Annotated in this window: 19 protein-coding genes; 10 read left to right on the forward strand and 9 right to left on the reverse strand. The window is 35.7% G+C overall.

Annotation, left to right across the window (positions count from 1 at the left end; all coding sequences use genetic code 11):
* Positions 1-469 precede the first annotated feature (469 nt).
* Genes OM33_RS01230 through OM33_RS01250 form a run of 5 tightly spaced genes read left to right on the forward strand, consistent with a single transcriptional unit; the run spans position 470 to position 8,202 of the window.
* Complete coding sequence (locus OM33_RS01230; protein WP_081990982.1) at positions 470-1,861, forward strand: tyrosine-type recombinase/integrase; 1,392 nt, start codon at positions 470-472, stop codon at positions 1,859-1,861.
* Positions 1,861-4,947, forward strand: coding sequence for a hypothetical protein (locus tag OM33_RS01235; RefSeq protein ID WP_052140849.1), 3,087 nt, complete (start codon positions 1,861-1,863; stop codon positions 4,945-4,947). Before OM33_RS01230 ends, OM33_RS01235 begins: the two co-directional genes overlap by 1 nt.
* Positions 4,940-5,587, forward strand: a complete 648-nt coding sequence (locus OM33_RS01240; RefSeq protein ID WP_038637684.1) for a hypothetical protein — start codon at positions 4,940-4,942, stop codon at positions 5,585-5,587. The genes OM33_RS01235 and OM33_RS01240 overlap by 8 nt, the downstream gene beginning before the upstream one ends.
* Positions 5,580-6,041 (forward strand): coiled-coil domain-containing protein, encoded by a 462-nt coding sequence (locus OM33_RS01245; RefSeq protein ID WP_038637687.1) that lies wholly within the window; start codon positions 5,580-5,582, stop codon positions 6,039-6,041. Before OM33_RS01240 ends, OM33_RS01245 begins: the two co-directional genes overlap by 8 nt.
* On the forward strand, positions 6,010-8,202 hold the full coding sequence (locus OM33_RS01250; RefSeq protein ID WP_038637690.1) for an AAA family ATPase: 2,193 nt from the start codon (positions 6,010-6,012) through the stop codon (positions 8,200-8,202). The genes OM33_RS01245 and OM33_RS01250 overlap by 32 nt, the downstream gene beginning before the upstream one ends.
* A 123-nt stretch (positions 8,203-8,325) precedes the next feature.
* Here the strand turns inward: OM33_RS01250 and OM33_RS01255 are convergent, their stop codons facing one another.
* Positions 8,326-8,556, reverse strand: a complete 231-nt coding sequence (locus OM33_RS01255; protein WP_038637693.1) for a helix-turn-helix domain-containing protein — start codon at positions 8,554-8,556, stop codon at positions 8,326-8,328.
* A gap of 126 nt (positions 8,557-8,682) precedes the next feature.
* On the opposite strand from OM33_RS01255, the gene OM33_RS01260 reads away from it, so the two are divergent.
* A complete protein-coding gene (locus OM33_RS01260; RefSeq protein ID WP_038637697.1) occupies positions 8,683-9,213 on the forward strand; it encodes a hypothetical protein in 531 nt (176 codons plus the stop codon).
* 3 nt (positions 9,214-9,216) lie between these two features.
* On the forward strand, positions 9,217-10,704 hold the full coding sequence (locus tag OM33_RS01265; protein ID WP_081990984.1) for a DEAD/DEAH box helicase: 1,488 nt from the start codon (positions 9,217-9,219) through the stop codon (positions 10,702-10,704).
* Between the two features lie 280 nt (positions 10,705-10,984).
* Here the strand turns inward: OM33_RS01265 and OM33_RS01270 are convergent, their stop codons facing one another.
* From OM33_RS01270 to OM33_RS22705, 8 genes are all read right to left on the reverse strand, one after another.
* The gene (locus OM33_RS01270) at positions 10,985-11,971 is read right to left on the reverse strand and encodes an RES family NAD+ phosphorylase (protein WP_038637699.1); all 987 of its coding nucleotides are present in this window, start codon (positions 11,969-11,971) and stop codon (positions 10,985-10,987) included.
* 417 nt (positions 11,972-12,388) lie between these two features.
* Positions 12,389-13,174, reverse strand: coding sequence for a hypothetical protein (locus tag OM33_RS01275; RefSeq protein WP_199922476.1), 786 nt, complete (start codon positions 13,172-13,174; stop codon positions 12,389-12,391).
* Between the two features lie 100 nt (positions 13,175-13,274).
* Positions 13,275-13,742, reverse strand: coding sequence for a hypothetical protein (locus OM33_RS01280; RefSeq protein ID WP_038637705.1), 468 nt, complete (start codon positions 13,740-13,742; stop codon positions 13,275-13,277).
* Positions 13,743-13,859: 117 nt separating this feature from the next.
* Entirely contained in the window at positions 13,860-14,147 is a 288-nt protein-coding gene (locus tag OM33_RS01285; protein ID WP_038637708.1) for a hypothetical protein, read from the reverse strand.
* A gap of 629 nt (positions 14,148-14,776) precedes the next feature.
* Positions 14,777-15,067 (reverse strand): hypothetical protein, encoded by a 291-nt coding sequence (locus tag OM33_RS01290; RefSeq protein ID WP_038637712.1) that lies wholly within the window; start codon positions 15,065-15,067, stop codon positions 14,777-14,779.
* A gap of 72 nt (positions 15,068-15,139) precedes the next feature.
* Positions 15,140-15,922 carry an endonuclease gene (locus tag OM33_RS01295; RefSeq protein WP_038637716.1) on the reverse strand — a complete coding sequence of 261 codons (783 nt, stop codon included), beginning with the start codon at positions 15,920-15,922 and terminating at the stop codon, positions 15,140-15,142.
* Positions 15,923-16,009: 87 nt separating this feature from the next.
* On the reverse strand, positions 16,010-16,213 hold the full coding sequence (locus OM33_RS22700) for a DUF4113 domain-containing protein (protein WP_052140850.1): 204 nt from the start codon (positions 16,211-16,213) through the stop codon (positions 16,010-16,012).
* A 14-nt stretch (positions 16,214-16,227) separates the two neighbouring features.
* A complete protein-coding gene (locus tag OM33_RS22705; protein ID WP_081990985.1) occupies positions 16,228-16,602 on the reverse strand; it encodes a DinB/UmuC family translesion DNA polymerase in 375 nt (124 codons plus the stop codon).
* Positions 16,603-17,049: 447 nt separating this feature from the next.
* On the opposite strand from OM33_RS22705, the gene OM33_RS01305 reads away from it, so the two are divergent.
* The 3 genes from OM33_RS01305 to OM33_RS01315 are packed head-to-tail and all read left to right on the forward strand — an operon-like array spanning position 17,050 to position 20,285.
* Entirely contained in the window at positions 17,050-17,754 is a 705-nt protein-coding gene (locus OM33_RS01305) for a hypothetical protein (protein ID WP_038637719.1), read from the forward strand.
* The gene (locus tag OM33_RS01310; RefSeq protein WP_038637722.1) at positions 17,735-18,700 is read left to right on the forward strand and encodes a beta-ribofuranosylaminobenzene 5'-phosphate synthase family protein; all 966 of its coding nucleotides are present in this window, start codon (positions 17,735-17,737) and stop codon (positions 18,698-18,700) included. The genes OM33_RS01305 and OM33_RS01310 overlap by 20 nt, the downstream gene beginning before the upstream one ends.
* Complete coding sequence (locus OM33_RS01315; RefSeq protein ID WP_052140852.1) at positions 18,693-20,285, forward strand: non-canonical purine NTP pyrophosphatase; 1,593 nt, start codon at positions 18,693-18,695, stop codon at positions 20,283-20,285. Before OM33_RS01310 ends, OM33_RS01315 begins: the two co-directional genes overlap by 8 nt.
* The last annotated feature ends 58 nt before the right edge of the window (positions 20,286-20,343 follow it).

Genomic DNA, 20,343 nt, shown 5'->3' on the forward strand with positions numbered 1-20,343 from the left:
TGGCCCTATAGCTCAGTTGGTTAGAGCACCCGACTCATAAATTTTGTGACCTATAGTAGTAATACTATTTGGAAAAATCGGATGAATTGCTGGAAAGCTTCGTTTATTTATAAACATGCCAATCAGCAGCCAAGCCTGATAAGCGTATCAGGAAGGTTCAGAGACTAGGTGGAGTAACACGTTCTTGTTACGTAATACACCATTAGCGTCCGACACCCTATCGTTATCGAGGGTGATGATATAGTCCAGGCCCAAGTGAAAACTTGGGGTAACCAGAATCGGTAGGTCCCTGGTTCAAGTCCAGGTGGGGCCACCATTTTTTCATTCAATTATTAACTTCCCCTCATTCCCCAAATCTAAGTAATCTCTAGTATAAAGAACCTAACTTGATAACTTTGATTTTCTTAACTATAACCTAAATAAGGTTGTACTTTATTTTTCGGTTGTCTTTGGAAGGTCTCATTATTAAATGAAAAATTTCGTAAGGATTAAGGGGAAATTGCTTTCTGATGGAATGGCATTGATGAATGTACATACCTCAGAGTATTACGAACCATTTGAGGCTTATGTAAGGATGTTGCTGGATAAGGAAGGTGCAACAACCACAACAAAGCAATATGCTGAGCATGTTAGTAGATTTCTCGACTTCCTCTATGAATACCAAACTGTAGCTATTGAAAACCAGATAGATATTGTTGCAAGTCGCTTGTTTGCAAATTATGAAAAGTTTTTAATAAAGGGAAAACACAATGATGATGAGCTGTTAAAGCAAGTCGCCAAAAACCTAAATAAGACAAAGAACACAAGCCATGTAAGTATTTCGCAAGGAATTGAATCTGCACTCAACTACTTTCTGGAAATGCAGTTATTTAATAATGTTCAAGAAGAACACTTTGATTTTCTGACATACACCTCTGAAATTACCACAAAGCAAAAAGCTAAAATAAAGAAAAACTCTTGGCTCTCTGCAACCACTAAATTACTGTCCGCGTCTAAACCTAAAATTAAAAGGAAGCTCTTCCCTAAAGCAAGCAAGAGAGCGAATAAAAATGGTTTAAACAATAATAAAGAAAAGGCATACAGGGGAGCGATCCCTGCCAATAGCAGCATTGACTTTTTTACTCATCATTTAAGTGAACAGCGTTTTAATAAGTTTTCTGTAGTTAGAGATCTGCTTATGTACTCTTTTTTAGCAACCTCAGGAGTGAGACAGTCTGAGTGCTTACAAATTACCGTTGACGATATTGATTTTGATAAAAGAGAAATAAGAATCGTCAATCCATTTACTCGCACTCAAATAGGACTCACTGAAAAAGAAGAAGAGTGCCTTTCTTGGAAAGGAAGAGTGACTGAAAAAACGTTCTTAATCCAGCCTTTCGCACATATATTCTGGGGTTTATTAGAGACGTATTTAAGCACTCATTACAAAACGAATGTTAATCATAGATATCTCTTTCAAAAATTAAATGGCAGACCATTTTTCGCTGCCGACAGGTCTGAACGATCCAAAACCTTTAAAAAATATTTAAGAGCAGTAGACCAAAGTTTAGGCAAACACAACTTACATGGTTTTAGGCACTTATATGGTTTTTATGTCTATAACTATCTTCCAATAGTTAATAGTAAAGGTGAAGCTACAGGTGAACAAGGAATGCCGCTAGGTTTTGTTAAAATATTAATGGGTCATGCACAAATATCTTCAACAGAAGTCTATGCCAGAGAAGATATTGATTTAATAGAGTTTGTTATAGCTTCATCGAATTCATATATTAGAAAAAAAGGGATAACTCCTAAGCAACTTTTATCTCAATACTATACAAAGCAAATGAAAATGCTGGAAAGTAAACTAGAGGAGCTTTAATGGAGTTCCCGATTTATAACACTACTGAAAACTTAGAGTTTATTTGCCATGATAATGAGGTTGGTGACAGAGCAATCAAGGGATTAAATCTAGCAATGGAGTGCATAAAGAAAGATTTAAACGCAAATAATCTTACGCAACATGATATTGAAAATGAAAGTGCAAGAACAACTCTTCCTCGCTTATCATTGTTTAAGTTTTTTGGTGATATTAAAGCCGTACAAACTGACAAAAAATGGGTAGAAGGTATATTTGAGTTATCAAAGTCCAATTATAAACAAGTACGTGTTGAAGTTGTAAAATTCTTACCTCAAGAAGCCAAGCATAAAACTATAACACAAAACCATGCAAAAGCGTTAAAGCGAGATCTTCAGCTATTTATACATTGTTGCTGGGTTTCAAAATTAGTGCTTATTCCCGTTTCATTTAGTCCACTTCCAACTCTACGCAATAGCCAAGGACAGCAGTATGAATGGGCTTTTGATGCTTACCCTGAATTGTTAAGGTATATTCGCTCGCCATTTTGTTCAGAATTAAAAAGTCAAAATATTACGAAATATATCAGTGAAAAATCCCTTACAAACTTAAACTGGTATGCACATAGATATATGAGAGCCTGCGCAGCATGGGTAGTTGAAGATATAACACCAGAACTTCTCAAGCTCATGAACAACTCTCCCAAACAAAAAACTCCAAGAACTATTGACTGGTACATAGCTCTTATAGATATGTTCCCAGACAAAGTTCGGTATACCATTGCAGATGTTTATAATAAGGCGTCTGGTGGGGCTTTTGGTAAATCTGGCTACAAAAGGGCACCTGATTTATCGATTGAATCTTTTCCTCCGCTTGTCATCGAGTCTAACCCTAATATTGAAAACTGGGTAACAATTAGTAATGACTTTGTTAGGCAACTTTATGACAACGGAACTAAATCGTATTACTCGTACTCTCTCGCTATTGGTAAAGTTTTAAAAAAGCTCATTGCGCAAGAGTCACCAGTACCATTAATTCGTGATATTAATAGAGAAGCCCACATAAGCTTGATTAAAGAAGCTCTTAAAAATGATGTAGGAAAAGAACACTATCGAGAGCAGTTCAGTAAAGTGAGTGTTTTTTTCGACTATGTATCACTCATAGAAAAAGGTTTTTCAAATCCCATTTCAAGAAAATTAGATCTGCCAATCGTTGGCAGAGCAAAAGGAACCAACAAAGAAGTCATTGACGAGGCCGTTTTCGCTGCCTTTTTATCTTATTTGTATGGTATTGCTGAATGGCTTTGGTTTATGAGTGAAAATTATGACAACAAAGCCAGCTTTTTAATACAAGGAAATAACAACTTGCAAAGTATTGAGCCTGCTTCAACAGGCTTTCAACCCCTGGTTTATATTGAAGATCAATATCATGCAATACTTAGGATTCCTAGGCAGTTTGTCTCACCCCTTTTTGGACATAACTCAAAAAATAGTCAATTAACCCAAGCATCTCTTATGCCTCACTTTATTCATCTAGCTATAGTTATGGCTGAAACAGGAATACGTCATATGCACCTCAGGTGGCTAGACAAAAACCTATACGATGAAAAAGTTGAAAGATTAAATTTTCAAGAAAGATCATACGTACCCAGCAAACTATATGTGAATACAGATAAATCCCATGGAGCATGGGTGGCCGACGTATCCGAGTCTGTTATAGGGATACTCGATAGGCAATTAAAATGGCGAAAGAAATACCTTATAGGGAAAGACAGTCCAATACCATATGACCACTTTGAAAACTCAGAGTTTGAATACATTACACCACTATTTGCGACAGCAATTAGTTCTCGCACCACTTCTGACGATTTTTCTGTAGTCACTGACGACACTTTAAGGAAACACTTTAGAAACTTCTTAATCGGTTTTTCATGGTGTTATAAGCAAGTAGGATATACGTCACCACTAGACATTAACGACTGCAACAATCTTGAAGAGTGTATGAAAAAATGGAAAACTGCTTCTACAAATTACACGCCTCACAGTATGCGCTCTCAGGTAGTGACAGATAATATTACAATGCTCCCTCCAAGTGTGATTCAAAGAATAACAGGTCATTCAAATGACGCCCACGTGCTTTACTATGCCAAACTAAAGGAAAGTTGGGTAGATGACCAACAAAAGGCACAAGACGAAGAATTTAAAGACTTTATAAGCCCTATGTTTATTGATGTGAAAAGTTCTCACTCTGTACTAACCAGTGCAATGAAAACTGATCCTTTAGGTGCATTAAAAGACTTCGGTGGAATTTCATTTGGCACTGGCATAAAAAGTGGATTGAATAAAGTTATGGATGACATTAGAGAAAATAAAGATATTCATGAAATCATAGCGTTTAACTCAACACATATGTGCCCCTTTACTAATAAATGCCCTTCTGACATTGAAAATACGGAACTGAAGGAATTTAAACATTGCGGTAGTTGTCCATATGCTTTGAAAACAGTAGATCATCTGCCAGCTATTGCGGCAAAAATAAGGGCATACGCTGATAAATCTGCCGAACTAGAGGAAATAATCAGTTCAGCTAAAAAGTCCAACTCTGATCTATCCATATATCGAGGAGAGATTGCTCTTAAAAAGTTTTATGCAAATGAAATTTCTGCTTGGACAGTTACTGCCACATGTCTTGAACAGATGGCCCATAGCTTGGAGCACAAAGACAAGTGGCTAGTTGCTAAACCAGAATTTTTAAACGAAAAACTCCAATCGATGAAATCTTCCAACGAGTTGACAAATACCTTAGTTCGAATTGAAGAAGCACTTAATAGTGAAGAGTTTTTAACTCCTCAATTAAAAGCAAAAGTTTCACTGCTCCGCAATAAAATACTTGTTCAATCTGGGCAATTTCAAAAACTAATATCTGATATCCCTGCTGGAAAAAACTTAATATCCGAATTTAAAGGTATCATTAAAGGAATATGTGACATTACGGGGATCAGTGTTAATCAATTGCCAAAAGCTTTAGACGAACAAAAAGCTGTAATTCCAGACACCTTAAAACACACTGTAAACCTCCCTAGCAGCATTAAAGAGAAATATAATGGCTAAAGGGGCCAAGAAAGGTGAAAACCGCTTCAAGACCTCTCAAGAATCCAGAGTACTGACTAGGCTTCAAAGAATACAAGAAATTGTCATCCCAAAAATAAAGTCTTATTTGGATCTCATACATTTCAAAAATAAAACTAAGTTTCAAGAAATGTGTGCGGAGGTTTTCAATGAAGATCTTCCAATAAATATGAAAGCCATCTCTAGGCGCACAATTGCTAACAGTCCTTATTGGAATGAGCTTGGACCGATCTATTACCTCCACTATGGTGATGACCAGCATAGCGATTTAGAAACAATTAAAGCTAAAGCACTTAATAGCTTTTCTGATATGGAAAAAAGGGAAGAGCTTGAGCGTGAAATAAACAATTTAACCATACAGAATGAAGCCTTAATAAAGGCAATTGGAGAAGCCAAACTTAGCTCTAAAAGCATAGAAGACAGCTATTCATTGCAAAAATTAAAACAAGACTTAGATAATCTTATCTGTGTAATTGATTTTTTGGTCAAAGCTACCGAAGGGATCGTTGTTATAGACAAAGAGAACGAAACCATCATCAACATGGCTGATGATTTGCACGGGAAGTTGCCCTCTCAATTTGCAAAAACCTACTTTAAACATATAGGTAACGAAAATGACTAAAAAAACACCATTTGAACGTTATCAAGCCTATGTAACTACCCTCAAAAGTTCTGGTGAAAAGTTTCCTTGCAATAATTTTGGTGATATTAACTTCACTATAGTGGCAAAAGAATGTGGAAATCGTAGACAATGGTTTAGTGAAAACTCCAATAAAATAATGGAAAATACCAATAAAAAGTTATCTCAAATTATTCAAGAAGATGCTAAAACCGTTGGTACAAGCCAAAATACACCTAAAAATCTAGAATCAGTTCTAAACAATATTTCTGAAAAAGTTAAAAAAGAAAATAGCAGATTATTGAAATCTCTGGAGCAAGCTACTGCAGAGATTGAAAAGTTGCGAGCCCAAGTAGAAGAATTAGAGTTCAAGGTGTCCAATATTCAGCAAGAATCAGATGAACGCTATAAAGAAATGTCTGAAAATGGAAGATCGTTTAGTTATGCTGAACCATAAGATTAGAGTCACCTCTATAAGTTTAGGCTCTTACGGTGGATATATATTTTCAGGAAAGCCAATTCAAGGGGGAAAAAACCTAGTTTGTAAGGTTCCTTATAAAATTGCGACACGCTCACCTGCTACGGGAGAAGTATGGGAAATAACAGGTCAAAAAGTAAATAGCGATGAATACAATAACTATATCGACTTAACAGATTGCCACCCTATCGAAATCAAATCTGTTTTAACTAAAGAGCTTTTACGATGGCATCTTCTAAAACACTACAGGTTCAGGGGCTTTGGTCTGGGAAAAGCTAAAATTGACAAGCTATTAGGCAAGCATGGAATTGGTGCTGAAGCATTAATTACACTGCTCAATCACAATAAATGGCAACACTTAACTGACTTACTTAGCGAACACATTGCTAAATCGCTTTGCCGAAATTGGCAAGCCCTGAATAACCACTTTGAAACACTTCAATTTTTGAAAGAAAATAGTATTCCGGTGAGTGTGGCAAAACCTTTGCTTAAGGTCTGTGGCTACAATACAGTATCTCGTCTAGAGTCCAATCCGTATTCTCTAATCGCTTTTTATGATATCGCTCCCAATATTTGGCACAGCATTGAAAGAACGGCTGCAAAACTAGGAATCGAACAAGACGATCCTAGGCGACTAATTGGTCTAGTTGAATACTGTCTCTATGAACAATTAGCTATGGCTCATACCGCTTGCAGAAGAGAAGAGATTGTAGCTTATTTGGAAAAAGAGCTTGGGTCTTATGATGCAACGATAAATGCTTTAAAGACTGCACTCAAGAAAAAAGCAATTTGTCACGTTATCTATAAGGGGATCAAATACTATCAACTTTCTTCGATTGGCTATATCGAATATGAAGTCGAAAAGGAAATTAGCTCATTACTTGAACACCCTTCACAAGAAGACATTTTTATTGATGTAAAATCTTCAATCGATGTGTTCAAAGAAGAAATTTACACGAGAGATGGATTCTATTTAACAAACGCACAATTGAAAGCTATTAAAGAGGCTGTTACTAATAGATTAGTAATAATCGATGGCTATGGGGGCACAGGAAAAACTACCATTTTGGAAGGTGTAGTCTCCGTTTTGAAACCCGAAAAAAGCTATGTTCTTGCTCTTGCAGGAAAAGCTAAAGAACGAGCAAAACAATCTATTGGTGAAGGCGCAGAAGCTTTTACAATACATGGCTTTATTGAAAAGGTAAAAACCAAGAAGCTAGCTAAAAACGAAAAAGTTAAGATTATAATTGATGAAGCTTCAATGGTTGATATTCTGCTGATATACAGACTAATAAAATCATTAAAAGGTATCGACTATTCCTTGTTACTGGTGGGAGACAGAGCACAATTATCCCCCATTGGAGTTGGACTTTTCTTTCACCGTTTAGTTAACAGTGATAATGATAAAATAAAAGTTATCAAACTCAGGGAAGTACATAGAACAAAAGCCATGGGAATGCTTCACAAAGTATCAATTGGGGTTAGATCCGGCAACTTACATAAGCTTGAAAAATGGAGAGGTGAAACTGAAGGCGTCTACCTATTGCCTTGCGACAACCAAACTCAGCTATTCAACAGGCTGTTAGAAGTGAAACAACTAATGCCTAATGCTCAGGTTGTAACTGCACATGTTACTGAATCCCGTAAAGACTCCGCTAGACTGATCAATAATTTTATACAAAGTAATATTCAGTCTAATCAAGACATTTTCATGGCTTTAGGTGAGTTAAAGATAATGAGAAATGACTGGGTAATTGTTAATCAGAACGTGCATGACCTAAACCTATACAACGGTAATACTGGTATTGTTAGCTCGGTTTACTACTCAGAAGAACACGGAGAAATTTGCTGCAATATTGTTTTTGATGGCAATGAAATAACAATTACTAAATCTAACGCATGGGAACTTGGTCTGCAGTTAGCCTACGCAATATCAATACATAAATCTCAAGGTTCTGAGTACGACACAACGGTTGTTTGCGCAATCGAAAGCAGTAAACTTTTAGATAGAAGTATGTTTTATACTGCAATTACTCGCTCCAGAAAACTCACTTTAGTTGCAGGTAAACTGGAAGTAGCAATCAATGCAGTTAAAAAACCAAGTAGATTTGAGTCACTAAAATCACCTTTTCAAGTTTAGCCATTACTATTTTTGCACCTTTTGAATGGTGCAGTCTTGGCTGTAATCAAAGTTAAGGGTTTAGAAGGTATATTTTAGTGAATGTAGGTATGTGCTAATTTTAAATGTGGGATAAATAGAAGTTTAAAGTGCGCTAGTGTCATCAATTTCCGGTATTAATTCAATCAAATTACATTCAAGCGCTTTTGCCATCTGGCATAATTTAATAACTGTTACATTTACTGTGCCGTTCTCCACTCGACTTAAATAGCTCTGATCTAAACCTGATTTAAATGATAATTCGGCTTGGCTTTGGTCTTTATAGACCCTCATCAGTTTGATATTTTTACCTAATTTTTTCGCAAAATCGTCCATTGGATTGTCTCAGACAAAAAAGATTAAATATCCCACATTGCGTTGATTTACACGATTGCATATAATCCTAAATAATGCATATATGCATATTTAAGGTGTTTTTATTATATTTATTGAGGTTTATGCATGGAAAAATTCGAACTAGACAAAACTGTCATCCAAATTTTGTCTATGCCCAACGTCAATCACTTCACAGCCACTGAAATTAGAACGGCATATATAGCAATAAAGCAGGATGTAGAACTTAATCCAACTGTATCCCGTCGTTTCGTTTATGAGGAGCTTTTAAAATTAACTAGGCGGGGTTGGTTAATAAGAAGTACAACCAAGAAGAAAGGTCTTACTCGTTATACCAAAAGCGAATTATTTGATCTCGAGATTTTAAAAGAAATGTTATCGCCACTTCAGCATGAAGTGACAGAAGTAAGTTCTCCTATCAATTACTCCCAAATGCTTGTTCAAAGGTTAAATCAATATAACTCGGAGTTATTAGAAGGCTTAGGAGCTGTAAAAGAGTATGTCGCATTGAAAGAGATATACCCTGAACAACATGACGACTTTAAAAGTCATTACATGGCCGTTCAAGAAAACAACCTTATCTTAAAAGGTAGAATTTTAGCTTTAAACAAACTTATTAAATTAACTAGAGAGAACTAATAAATGAAACTAAGAAATTGGCAGTCAGAGTGTATTCACTCTGCAATTTCTAACTATAAATCAAACAAGCATTTTTTGGCCCTTGCTACTCCTGGCGCTGGCAAAACAGCGATGGCCTCAGTATTAGCTAAATTACTGTATGACCAAAATGATATTGATCTTGTAATTTGCTTTTCTCCTTCTTCAATCGTCGCGAATGATTTTAGTGAAGCGTTAAGTGATCAACTTAAATCCCATTTTGACGGCACTATTGGTGCATTGGGTAATTCATTCACTTATCAGGGTTTGAGCACACTAGGTAATAAGGTCTGGCGCTTATTTGATAAGTATCGTGTGTTTGTGATCTTCGATGAGATCCATCATTGCGCAGGATCAAATATCAAAGATGCTAATGCTTGGGGTAAGCCAATCATTACAATGATTAAAGAAAAAGCTGCCTACACAATCGCTTTAACTGGCACACCGTGGCGATCCGATGCGCTACCTATCGCTCTTGCTGAATATTGTAATGATTCAGGAAAAATACAATGTGATTATGTATATGGCTTAAAACAAGCGATTGCTGACAATGTGTGTCGAATTCCACAAGTAGTCGCATTAGATAATGATCAGATTACAGTTGTTGAAGGTGATGAAACGAGACACTTCACAAGCTTTATAGATTTGCTATCACAATCAATTATTCCATATTCTGAGATTGTGACTAACACCAGCGTGATAGAGCAGCTATTAATCCACTCAAGTCATAAGTTAAATGAACTACGAACTTTTAATAAAGAAGCAGGTGGATTAATCGTCGCTTCATCTATAACTCATGCTTGGCAAATACAACTAATTTTGAAACAGGTTATTGGAGAAAGTGCTCTTGTTGTCACTAGTGATGAAAGCAATGGAAATGAACTTATTAGATCTTTCAGACATAACCAACAGAAGTGGATCATCAGTGTTGGAATGATCTCTGAAGGCACCAACATTCCACGCCTTCAGGTGTGCTGTTATCTTTCAAATGTGAAAACAGAAATGAACTACCGTCAGGTGATGGGGCGTTTACTGCGTATTACTGATGCACCAAACCAGCAGGCAATTTTTTTTATGCCTGCCGAGCCAAAACTTGTTGAATATGCTTATCGCGTGTCTCAGGACATTCCTGAAAATTTGGAAAAAGTAAAATTTACTCAGATGGATAAAGAAATCATAACTAAAGCAAATGTGTTAAGTGAAAGTGACGAAGTGATTAATAGTGACTGTAATACCTTAATTAGTGCTACAAAACAAACTATCAGCATTGGTGATACAACATTTAACGTGGATGAGAGGCTCACGTCGTCTAATGACATACCATCAATTGAATTAGACATTTCAATCGATAAAATCATGAGGATCTTTGGTCAATTTAATCACAAAGAGCTTGAGATCGAAGGCTTCGAACAACTAAACATCTCAGAACAATCAATAAAAAAGCTTAGCCAATATAGTTCAGTGGCATTTTAAAAATGGAGTTATGATGATGCAAAGGCCTCTTCAGCTGGCTTATAGATGCTTTCGAATGGATTTATAGATTGCAAAAATGAGGTTAATTTGTCCTCAGTGGTACTAAAAATATCTAGAATAGATTTTTGGTAGATTCATAATTTGAACAATCTAAAATCACGTCAGTTACATCCTAATTATTAACGTGTAACGCCGCATTAAGGTATGAGCGGCGCTTGGCTATACTTGAGCGATGCGAAACTGCCAAGCGTTGCGAATCACTCTTAAATGCTTTGTTAGGTTAATTTTCGTCTGGGTAACGCTTTACGTTTAAAAGTTCGCACGCATTGCCAAGGCTAAAGTTTTGATTGAGAAAGACAAGATTAAAACACCCAGCGATAGTACGAGTTGATGGATACTTGATTGCATCAAACCCTGCATACTTTGCACAATCAGCGACAAACCTTGAAAACAAATATTGGGGCTTGTACTGCCCTTCATCGTCGTGCTTTGCGCTCACTAAAGCTGAATAGACCATAGTATCGAGCATATCACTATGCTGTTCGTGGTTTTCGTGCGAAGCAGTTAAATCGAGAGTTTTCACTGGTTGATTTATACAAATTTCAGCCATATAGCATGGAACCCTGCGCATTTCTTCATAACAAGTACGCATGTCACTACCAAGGTAAAAGGCAGGTAAACCAGAATGGTTATACCTACCCTCTGAAGCAAATGCTTTTGGAGTAACATCGAACTCCTTTGGTGCAACCTCAGTAATTTGAGATGCAGCTCTTGCTCGATACAAAGGCTGTGTAATTTCTATAGGAACTGCGTTTTCAGCTAACTCTTGAATAGCTTGAAATACTGACTCTGCAAACTCATGCTTAAGCATCACAAAGGGCGACTTATGCGCAATTTCCATAAGTTCATTTAGGATATCTTCGAAAGAATCAACAGGCTTAAAAGGTAGTTCATAAGGATAGAATCCACCTTTCAACTGCTCTCCACAACTTGGACAATTGACTAACTGCATAAACTTTAAATAATCTTCTGGTGTGTAGCAATCTCTAAGTATGGTTGACTCATAAAAATGGTCAATATCCATAACATTGCTTTGAAAGTCTATCGCATTTCCAGCACTTGGCCATGCTTTTAGAAAATCATCAACACAGAGGTCACAACAAGCTATATCCGCTGAAAACCAAGAATCGCATTCAGATAAAAATAGGTCTTCTATTCCATACATATCCAGCTCTTCAAGCTGCTCTCTTTCTTCAATTGTTAACATAACATCCCATTAACCTAACAATTTAAAAGTGCGCAAATCGCGCATATTTCTACCACGCAACTACTCACTTTTCTGATTACTACTATTTATCAAATTAGCTAACCTTTTACTAGATAAGAAATTTTTAGTTGGCAAAGTGCTCTGAGGACAAAAATGTGCAAATTGCTCATCTTCCTGAATATAGTGGAAAGTTGTAAACTCTGGATATAATAACAGTATCAAAAATATTTAATGTCCGTTGTTCGGTCATTGCTGCCGGATACATAATTAAATTCAGTGAGTTACTTCCGCTTAGTGCCAAAAGCGGTCGGTGGTAAAGCCTCTGTTAAAAGGCAAAATTTAGTTAGCTATAATGTGAAGCGGAGCGAAACCAGCAAACGGAATTTTGTCCGCTTTTAAACAGTTTGTTTGTTACGATCAACGTTGTTGCTCAATTGATATATTTGAGTCTTCCGCCATTTTAATACCACCTGAAATATTAACTACATTATCTCTGTTTTTTTGGTTATTTAGTAAAGATAAAGCAATTTTAATCAATCTTGGAGAGCTAACAACTACAACTAGAGCTTGTAAACCACTTCCAACAAAAGGAACCATATCAACCATTATAAATACTGCCAATAGAAAGATTAGAACCTCCATATCATTGGATGAGGTTGGTTTATTGTAGACATATTCAATGCCATCTACCCCCCTTGGAGTGCACTCTATTAGATGAGAATCTTCTAAATCAACCAACAAAGTAATTGATATTTCTTCATCAGCCTCTAACCTGTCAATGACGTATAATTTGTCATTTTCTAAAGAGGTAGGTTGTTCTTTAATTTCTATGGATGAATGGCAACCCTTGGTATTTCTCTCAATTATCTTGCCAGTCTCAGGTATTGATAAAAGTAAATTTTGCTTCTCTATAGCAACACTACCAGTATTTTTTAAGGAAACTGAATAGTGACACAAGTGCCTATAGCTTTCGTTCTTATACGACACAGAAAAAGCTTTGCTATCAAATTGCTCATCTGCATTAGGTAGCTCAAACTTAACTAAATCCTCTAAAACCTGAAGCTTCTTTATCGCTTTTTTATCCGACCTCGATTTCAGTACCAATGTAACAATTATCGAGATAATACTGAAAACAGTAGTAACAACAAAAATTCCAGCCCCTGAAAATAACCAGTCTTTGTTTTCAATAATCCAACCTTGCACGTTCTGCATACTCCTTGATGTGAACTAGTAACTAACGCCCAGATAACAGGCATAAAACTGTTTGCTAAAATGTTTGAGGAACGAAAAACAGCAAACTGTTTTAAGTCCTAGTCGACTTGCTTGTTATGCGTAATTTATCGCGATGTTTAATTAATACCTTTAGAAGACGATCTTGCTTTAGGTAGATGATTTCTAATACATAAATAGGTAATGATAATGCTATAAGTGCCACACCTAAACCTTTTTCTGTAGGTGTATTATTTAAAGTATTACCTAACCAAATAGGTTCCGTTAAATATGAGTACATTAAAATTAAGATTGATAAAATAAATACAACCATCCAAGCAAAAGTTTTAATAGATTCTATTAAAACTTTAGTATCATCATGCCTGATTCCCTTAACTTTTTTAAGATCTGCTAATTTGGATTTACGCTTAAAGCCTTTTGCATGCAAAGGGATTGAATGCATAAAAGTTATCGCTTTGGGTATTAATAAAGCAATAACTACAAAGAATAGTCCTGTAAACCACCATGATGGGTCATTTAGATTAGTGAGAATTGTATCCATACTTTCCTTTACGCATAACGCCGCGTTAGACGGCATAGTAATGCTTGCTAAAATGTGAAGCGAAGCGAAACCGAGCAAGCATTACGGTGTCCGATTTTTAAACGCCTTGTTAGCAGTTTACTTACTACAGCCAATTATATTTTCATACCTGAAACTCACCGTGTCTCCAATTGATATTCCTTCAAATGTCCTACCTAAAACATTTTCAAATGCTCTAACTGTGCCTTTATAATTTTGGTCATTTGCTTCAGTTACAGTAACACTTACAGTCACGTCCATTAATCTTAATGAAACTTCATTTTCTACATCAATAGTCCACGAAGATATTGTATTAGAACCGTCGTACCACTCGGTAAAAACAGGACCAATTGATTCATGCCTTTTTTCAAATTCTACATCACTCATTTCTTTTCCTTTTGCGAATCAAGCTTCCAATTTACATAAACTGCTAACGCTTATTATCGAGAATGCCGAATATGTAATTTTCAGACATCACATAAAATTTGACAAAAAAACAACAATAAGCAATTGATTAATATTAATAAATTATATTTTAAAGGGCCGCTAATGTATTTAATTTTCGAAAAGAAAGCGAAACCTGTCTTATTGAGCCCTCAGTCACCTTCTATTAAACACTAAAGATCTTTAAAAATCTAATTATTAATCAATAAGTTGAATTTCATGAGCTAGGTAAAGCGAGAATTAATAAACCTATTTGATAGGAAGTAAAATCACATTTTTGATTGGTTAGCTATTATACCTGTACAAATACACATACTTTTAAGTTATTTGATGAAATTAATAGATTAACTAAATATGTAATTTTTAAATCATGATTGTGAACGACTGTTCCTCGTTCAAATCCTCCCTTTGTGTATGTAATGGAAGTGGAAAGAGTTAGTTGAACGTCTGCTTTGAAGCACTATAGAAAACCTATAAAGTTTATGAGCAACAGTTGTTCACTTATAGGTGCCTACCAGATGAGGTCTAAACCTATTCATCGAAACTTTATGATCAGATATGAGTTACTACAGTTAAGGTTTGAGCAAGTCTACTCTAATACACTTCCCTTTGAAATGGAATCTAAATGGCGCCCGCTTAACGACCCTTTTTAATTGATTTTGGGACCAATTTAACTTCTCACAAATTGTTTTAATTGACTCCATGTTTTCTGGTTTACTTTTGAGGTAATTGAAAAGCTTTGCGTATTCTTGGTTAGCTTTTAATTGATGTTCTTTAGAATTCGATTGGCGAGCAATATTGAAAGCCCAAAGCGTTATACCTGATATGGTCGTAGCTACTAATTCCGTAATTTTGAATTCCATGCTCTTCTCCAACTTCCTGTTGATACTTAAAGTATTGACAAGATTGCATGGAATTCAAAAATTATCTTGTTTTCAGCGTTTCTCGCAGGCAGCTTCTACAAAACTATTTCCAAGACCTTGAGACTTCTTAATACGGTCATTGCGCTCACACTCCCATGCATCGACTGGATCTAAATCAGACCATTCCTTCATCATTTTCACAGTTTCTTCTGGTAGAGAAACCTTATGCTCTTTCATCATATGTAGGTAAACGCGCCCAATATTACCTTTCACATTATCTGCAGGCTCTGCTGTATCAGCTTCAAAATCAATCTCAAAATCACACTTTCCATACGCTCTGTTTTCACCCTCGATATTCGCAAAGCGAAAATTCGAGCGGTCTCCATTTAATTCCCCCACTGCAGGAACGAGATTGTTCATATCATCATGAGCCCGCTTAAACTCAGGCACTAGGTGATAAGCGCATTTTCTGGTCTTATATTTTTTGTCCTTACACTCTTCGTGGTTTTTATAGTTTTCCCATTGTTCAAGATGACCGCCAATGATATTTGCAGGCATGATATGCTCCCACTCAATACGAGACACACGCTTATTTTCTTTTCCTTTTTTAGTAACGGGGTTACGAGGCTCATATCCACATGCTTTCGGGTCTATTTTGGTTTCAGTGATGTTGCCATCACTGTCAACATCCTTTATATCATCGAATACAAAGTCACATTGACAATAGAATGTTGTCGAGCGGTCAAAATAAACCTCTTTTTCTGCTTTCGTCTTCGCGTTTGAAAAGCTCGTTGGGTAGTTAGCGTAGACATTACCACATACAACAAGTAGCAAAGTCATTAGGAGTTTTTTCATATCTAAATCCCTTTATTTTTGAAGGACTAATTTGAAATTCATTATACAAATGCAACAAGTTGAGTCTATCTGCTATCTACAATGTGATTAGCAATGAATAACTGGAATATCAGACCAACGTGTCGTGTAATGTGGCGACAAAAAGTCTCGCCGCATTTTCCAAAATGAAGTTTGCTTTTCACTTTCGATTTTGAGCTTATGACTGCCAAATCGGTTGTTTATTTCGTCTAAGCACTTCATAAGCTCTGGTTTATCTTGAGATTTATTAAACAAGTCTCCTTGATGATGCATTTCGTCTTCAAGTTCTATTGCGCCAATGCCACATTTATAAAACGTACACCAGGTTTATATATCGACAATAGGACGTTTTTTACAGCGTTTGCGAAAACAGTAGCATCACTTGATGCGATCGGAAAATCATGGATAAATGCACGTTTATAGTAATTGTTTTCATGTGGTGAGCTATGCGCAAAAATCACTAACCGTTTTGCCAAAGAACCTTGTTTTCTTAGCTTGCGAGACACAATAGAGCAATGTGCTGCTAACGCTGATTTAAGTGAATGTATGTCAGTAATACACTCTCCAAATGAACGTGTCGAATACACTTCTTTTTTCTTTTGCTTTACTTCATCCCAAGACAAACATGCGGTGCCATTTAACTCATTTATGGTCCGTTCCAAACAACGCTAAATTGTTTACGCATTATCCTCGCTGGTTGATTAGCTAAGTCGAGCGCTGTGTGAATGCCAATTATATTTGGACGCTTTAGTAGTAAGGTCATCAACTATAGTTGGAAGTATTGGAATTGATCAGGGATATCCAGGATAACAATTTTTGATGAATGTGCATCTGCTCCAATACAGATTAAATAAGTTTGCTCAAATGTTTTGCGACATCAACGACATTATAGCCTTTTTCAATCACTTGAGCGACGGGTTCATCCTTAAATTCTTGGGGGAATTATTTCTCATATCACCTTCTATCTTATTCATTTTGATAATAAATGTCTTGAGAATTGGGGGCAAGTTCAATCTGTGCTACTTATTGATATTAGAACACTAACCTAATAAAGTGTATTTTCATTATAATTTCATTTATTCATCAATTACATAAAGGACTATGCATATATGTATAAGAAACACCTCAATGTTTCGATTTCTGTCATCGTATTAGGGTTATTGGTCTTAGGAACCTCAGTTCTTATTTTTTTATATCATAAAGAAGTTTTCGATGAAAAATGGGCACCAATAGTAGGCGGTATGGCAATATCATCTTTAGTATCATTAATACAGTTCCTGATTAACTTTAAAAACTATAGAAATAATGAAAAACTTGAAGATAGTGGAGTTCGTGAGTTTCTAAGCACTAGGGGTGACAGAGACTATTACTCTAAATTGATCAACAAAGCCAATACTCAATTTGACTTGCTCTTTCATACTTCAAAGCGTTTCTTCGAAGATTTTTGTGAGGAACAAGGTGAAGATAATCTTCTTATAAAATTATTAGATAAAAACCCTAACTTAGTTGTCAGAATGCTTCTAACACATAGAGATTACCTAGAGGAGAGAGACCACCTTTCATATGATATTAGCTCAAAAGCCATAAGTCGACTCAGAAAAAAATATGGAGATCGTTTTCAAGTCAGATTTTACTGTCACGAACCTAATCACAATCTTTTTATTACAGATACAGATGCTGTGATTGGCCCATACTTCAAAAATGAAAAGGGAAAATATCTCCCTTCAATCCATTTTCGCTCTAACGCTAGTTTTGTTGCGCCTTACAAAAAATATTTCAACACTGAGTGGGAAAATGCAGAAGATAACAATTAAAGTTCCTCTTCGACTCCACTTCAATTTAATTGCTTTGCATGAATGTCAATATAGAAGAAATGGAGGCTTTGGTTTGGCTGTCGATTCAGGATTCATGCTAAAAGGTAAAAGGTCAAATAAAATAAGCTTTGAGGGTGAATATAACGAACTTAGTAAAACAATTGAAAAAGTTACAATAAAACTAGAACAAATATCGAAGGAATTATCCCTACTTTCAGGAATAAAGATCTCGTTAATTGAACCTCCCAAACCACACATTGGACTAGGTAGCGGAACAGCTTTAACTTTAGCTTCTATTGAAGCTCTTTTGATAGTAAATAATTACGAATATGATCACAATACTATACAAAAGTTATCAGGAAGAGGTGGAACATCAGGCGTAGGCATACATTCGTATTTTACTGGTGGGATGGTTTTTGATACTGGTGTTCCACCTGAAAATAGGCCACATAATCCTTCAAGTTATGTTGAACCAATATCTATACCTACACTTTTATTTAAAAAAGATTATCCTTTTGGGGATATAAGATTTCTTTATCCTTGTGAACAATTTAAAAACTTTGGGAACCTAGAGGCTGACTTTTTTGAAGAAAACACTCCTATTTCTAAAAGTGCTTCTTTAGAAGCCTGCTACAACACCTTTTTTATGGTAGCCGCAGCTTTAGCAGACAAGCAAATTCTCACTTTTTCAAAGGCTGTTGATGCTATACGAAAAACAGCTTGGAAGATGGCGGAAATACAACATTGTGGTTCAAAAATACAAAATATTTTTACTTCCTTAGAAGAGAAAGGAGTTCAGGGAACTAGTATGAGCAGCATGGGCCCTGGTATTTTTATTGTTTCGAAAGGAAAAAGTGAAGAAATTGAAGAAATAAAAGCAATGTATAAGCTAAACGAATTAAGACTAACTCCCAATAATAATGGGAGGAAATTAAATTATGTTTGAATTGATTTTCTTTACCTCTAGCAGAATAAAAATGCAAAACTCTCGACATATATGTCGAGAGTTTGAGATAAAGATTAGAAACTTCAATGAAATAACTAGCTTAGCTAATTATGAAGAGCCTCGTTTATCAAATAGAGAAAAACTACTCGATATGAGTTTTTCCAGTGCGCTGTCGCAACTTAAGAAGTCGAAGTTAGGTAATATCAAACCTTTTATTATTGAAGACACATCTGTTGATATTCATGCATTGTCAAAAAAGTATGGATACGAATATCCAGGACTTGATGTCAAATATTGGATGGAAAAAGTAAGATTTGAGGATATAGATCTAGAACTAGAAATGTTAGGCAATGATCGTTCTGTCACGGTTCGCTCAGACCTACTGCTTTACCTTCCTGAAGTTAGAGAGGAACCATTCCATTTTATTGGAAAAACAAAGGGGAAGTTTACCAGCAAACCTTATAGTTTTGAAACAAATATCGTCTACCCATGGTTAGATAATAAGACATTTAACAAGTGGTTTATCCCTAAAGGTGAAACATCGGTACTAGGTATGTTACCTATCGAAAAAGCTGACCTATATGATTTCAGAAAAAAGTCTTTTGATGAAATGCTGGCCACACTAAAAAGATACAACATTATAAAAGAAAAGAGTAAAACTCTTGTAATTCCAAGTAAAACTAAAAGCTTAGTTGAAAATATAAACTGTCATTTAATCTATGGTCTCAGTTGTGCTGGAAAAACAACTATAGCAACCTATTTAATAAACAAGTTCGACTTTTTACATGTTGAAGCATCTGACTTCATGCACGTGATTTATCGACAACATCATGGACTTCAAAGCGATGTTGCAATAGGAGCTTTTGCGAAAGAGATTTTAAAAACTTCACCTCTTTTAGTTGCAGAAAAAGTCCTTGAATACATAGAAAGCCTTGGAGAAGAAAATGTTGTAATAACAGGTTTCAGATTAGTTGAAGAGGTAGAATTCATAGAAAAGAACCTTTCAGGTAATTATGAAAGTAAAAGAGTTTTAGTTGTAGCAAACAGTGAACTTAGACTAAAACGAAAAAATAAACGCAACCGAACGATTCAAAGTATAAATGAAGAAGAACTTGATAAAAGGGATGAACGAGAGCTAGATATGGGTATAGCTCGGTTAATACAAGATAGTAAAAATAGCATTGAAATAATAAATGAAAAGACTCTTAACCAGTTTTACTCGGAATATGAAACCAAATTACGTCTAACAGAATACAAACCCCCCTTTAGGAAAAAAATTTCAAACTTTGAAGAACTTAGCTTAAAGGAGTTAATCATTATAGTCCTTTACGTTGAAAGAGGAGATGCTGAAAAGTCTTCCTTCTTCACTACCACAGAAATTACCGAGCTTATAAATAAAAATGGGCTAAAAAAACCCAAATTTGTTACTAACGTTGGAAGGTTTTTTAAGATGAACTCCAACGAGCTATTTGAAATAAAGGTTACGAAAAAAGTAAGAAAGTATCGTTTATCGAATACTGGGGTTGGGTTTGCAAAAATCATTTTAAGGAAGTTTGAGTTCCCTAGACATACAATAACTCGTTAGTCGAGTCGTAACTCAAAGCCATTTCTCATAATACCTTAAGTGAACAATTCTCTAGACG

Origin of the sequence: Pseudoalteromonas piratica (assembly GCF_000788395.1) — a bacterium.
GTDB lineage: Bacteria > Pseudomonadota > Gammaproteobacteria > Enterobacterales > Alteromonadaceae > Pseudoalteromonas > Pseudoalteromonas piratica.